This is a genomic window from Lactobacillus apis (assembly GCF_002837055.1).
GTDB classification, from domain to species: Bacteria; Bacillota; Bacilli; order Lactobacillales; family Lactobacillaceae; genus Lactobacillus; species Lactobacillus apis.
Map to the genome: position 1 here is coordinate 1 of NZ_PDKP01000055.1, position 1,218 is coordinate 1,218.

The window sequence follows — 1,218 nt, forward strand, 5'->3', positions numbered from 1 at the left end:
TCTTTTATTTACTGTAACTGCAATCACAATACGCGTTACTTAATTACAACTTAAAAATGAGTTAATAAAACATTGTTCAAGTTTTATACAAGTAGCGGTTTGAAAAATTGGATTTACCTAAAAACATCAAGCTCTAATTATGATGTGAACCCTAAAATTAGGACACTTTATATTAGATTAGCTGCTAACTGAGGACTAACTTCCGATATTCAATCGGAGTTAGTCCTTTTAGTTTGCTTTTGATTCTTTTCTGATTGTAATACTCAATGTAGTCTCTAATCGCATCTTCCAGTTGATTGAGATTCTTAAACTGCTTTTCAAATCCATAAAACATTTCTCGTTTGAGTATTCCGAAGAAGCCTTCCATTAACCCATCATCAAGTGAATTGCCCTTGCGTGACATTGACTGGCTAATGCCATGATTTTTGAGCCATGCTTGAAATCTATAATTCTGGTATTGCCAACCCTGATCTGTGTGGAAGATTAAGCCATTCAAGGCTGGATATTTGTGCCACGCATGGTTTAACATATCCATTGTCTGCTTAAGATTAGGACTACGAGAAATAGTGTAGGAAATTATCTCTTGGGTACACCCATCAATGATTGGTGATAAATAGGTCTTTTGTCCATTGAGCTTAAACTCAGTTATATCTGAATACCATTTGTGGTTGGGATAAACTGCACTAAAGTTACGCTTAATCAGGTCAGGCTTGATCGGACCCTGAGTACCACGATAGCTGTTATATTTGTGCCAGCGTTTACTGACTATGCCAAATAATTTCATTTTGTTCATTAGGCGCTGAACCTTTTTATGATTGACTAATAAACCGCGACGTCTTAGTTCCCAGGTAATACGGCGGTAGCCATAGCGATGTTTGTGTTCTTCATAAATCGCTTTGATTTCAGCCATTATTTCTCGATTACCCCGATCTTTGTCCTTCTTCTTTAAAGTATAGTAGTAATTACTACGGGATAGATGGGGCAGATTAGGATTGGCATTAATGGTATCAAGAATAAAAGTTACACTGACTTTAAGCTCGCGCCTTAGTTGAGTAACTGCCTGGGCTATTTCCGGGGCTTGCGGTTCTTGGTCCGCTGGTCGACTAAGACGCTCAATTTTTTTACAAATTCGTTCTCGATTTTCAGCTTTAAGTTCTGCTGGCGTAAACGCTGGATTTCTTGCTTTAACCGTTCGATTTGCTCCCTTGCTTTTAAATC

At 37.8% G+C, this 1,218-nt stretch carries 1 protein-coding gene; it reads right to left on the reverse strand.

Annotated elements, in window-relative coordinates:
• Window positions 1-184: 184 nt before the first annotated feature.
• Window positions 185-1,218 (reverse strand): IS3 family transposase (locus CRG87_RS07855; protein ID WP_228150065.1); only part of this gene is annotated, 1,034 nt, incomplete at its 5' end.